Source organism: Paenibacillus sp. sgz302114 (genome assembly GCF_056120345.1).
Map to the genome: position 1 here is coordinate 1 of NZ_JBVYOI010000031.1, position 1,795 is coordinate 1,795.

1 protein-coding gene is annotated in these 1,795 nt (G+C 46.6%); it reads right to left on the minus strand.

Annotation, left to right across the window (positions count from 1 at the left end):
* Positions 1–390: 390 nt before the first annotated feature.
* Complete coding sequence (locus tag AC0LWF_RS27705) at positions 391–1,677, minus strand: IS110 family RNA-guided transposase (RefSeq protein ID WP_474654698.1); 1,287 nt, start codon at positions 1,675–1,677, stop codon at positions 391–393.
* Between the last annotated feature and the right edge of the window lie 118 nt (positions 1,678–1,795).

Here is a 1,795-nt window from a genome sequence, read left to right on the forward strand (position 1 = left end):
ATAGTGCCCGTCCCTCAGTTTTAAGGGTTTATCTCACATATGCTCACTCATTCGCAGGATTTCATCACCTTGAAATAGATATGGAGGTGGAGAAAGCTATGGGCGGATGCCGTTAGCCCAGTAACTGGGTATGCGGGAACAAAGGAATTGCTTCAGCCGTTCCTTTCTGCCTAACTCTACTGCACGCAAACTCCACAAGTGCCCTGGTGTTTACCATCCCATGGCTCGACGGGTCTAGGCCCTCACATTCCATCGTCATACTTATCCAAGGTGTGGAGACCGATTGCGTTTAGCGGACGGGTCTAAGCCCTTTTCGGGCACTAACTCGGTTCTCCGTGCTTTCTTTTCAAAATCCCGCGAATGAGTCAATATACGTGATCGCTCAATGCTCTATGCTGCTTGTGAAACGAGATGGCTAGCCTTTTCGGGAGAGAATGTTTCTACACGCTGGACCATACCGATCAAAATTCGCGCTACTTTACCCACGAGTTTAAAGACAGACTGTTGCTTTTTCATGTGCTTTACTTGAACATTATGCTGATGTAATTCTTGAAAGATCGGATTAATTCCAATGAGCTGGATTGTCGCCAAATACAGATATTTTCTTAAACTGGAGTCCCCCCGTTTGGAGACAACGATCTGACCTTTCCTCTTCCCCGATGTGCTTTCCGCCAAATTCAGACCGGCTTTGCGCAGTAACTGACGTCCATGTGCGTACTGCCTAAGGTCACCTGCACCTGCTAAGATGCCCGCAACGAAGATGGGTCCAAGGCCTTTTATGGAACGCATCTGAGTGGCCATGGGAATCTCACCTAACAATGCGTGAAGCTGCTTTTCTATGTCTGCTAACATCTCCGTAATTCGTTCATACTCTGAGATTAAACGTGCCAAATCTAGCTTTGCTATGGCTAAAGCTGTAACGTCTCCCACACTCCGCTTAGCTTGCGCAATAAGCTCAGCTGCCTTTTGTGTGCCTGTAGTACCGCCCGCTCTCTGCATATGCTTTTTCCATATCGCTATGATTTCTGGTACTGACCGATTTGCGAGGTCCGCAGGCGCAGGGAATTCCTTCAGAGTAGCCATTGAACGTTTGCAGGTCCAATCCTTAAAAACCGAACTGTACTCGGGAAAACGGATATCCAGCCACCGAATAATGCGATTTTGTAACCGGACGCTATTGGCAACCCAAAACTCTCGATCGCTCATCAGTGTTCGCAAGCGTTGAAATACATGAGTCTGTTTCGTATGTTCATAGTAGTAGCCTCGACTCACTACATCTGCAATGACAAGTGCATCTTTTGGGTCACTCTTCGATTGGCAGTTGTCACGGTTTTCTTTATTGCGTTTTGTCGTTGCTGGATTAACTAAGACCACTTGCAACCCTTTATGTGTAAGCCAGTTGGCTAGGTTCCACCAATAATGGCCTGTCGGCTCCATGCCTATGATTACCTGGCTTAAACGGTGTTTTTGTTGAATACCATCCATCCACCGCTGCAGCTTTTCAAACCCCTCTATGGTGTTGCTGAATGATAGATGCCGATTCGTCAGTACAATTCCACGATAATTTGTGACCTGTGCCACATGAGTCTCTTTTGCCATGTCGATCCCTACGATTAAATGCGAGGGCGTAATTCGTTGGACTCGTTGATTTTGTGCTTCTGATTGTTTAAACTTCATGATAAGAGCGCCTCCTTGATGGTGTTGGGTAATTAACCCTTGGACAAACCCATCATACCGAGGCGCTCCTTTTTTGACAAAGGCCATTTCTTAGCCTTAACAGGAATGTTTAGTTGAA

What these genes read in the sequence shown, in the direction of transcription:
- AC0LWF_RS27705 (WP_474654698.1), bottom strand. Translation starts at nt 1,677, where the DNA reads ATGAAGTTTAAACAATCAGAAGCACAAAATCAACGAGTCCAACGAATT.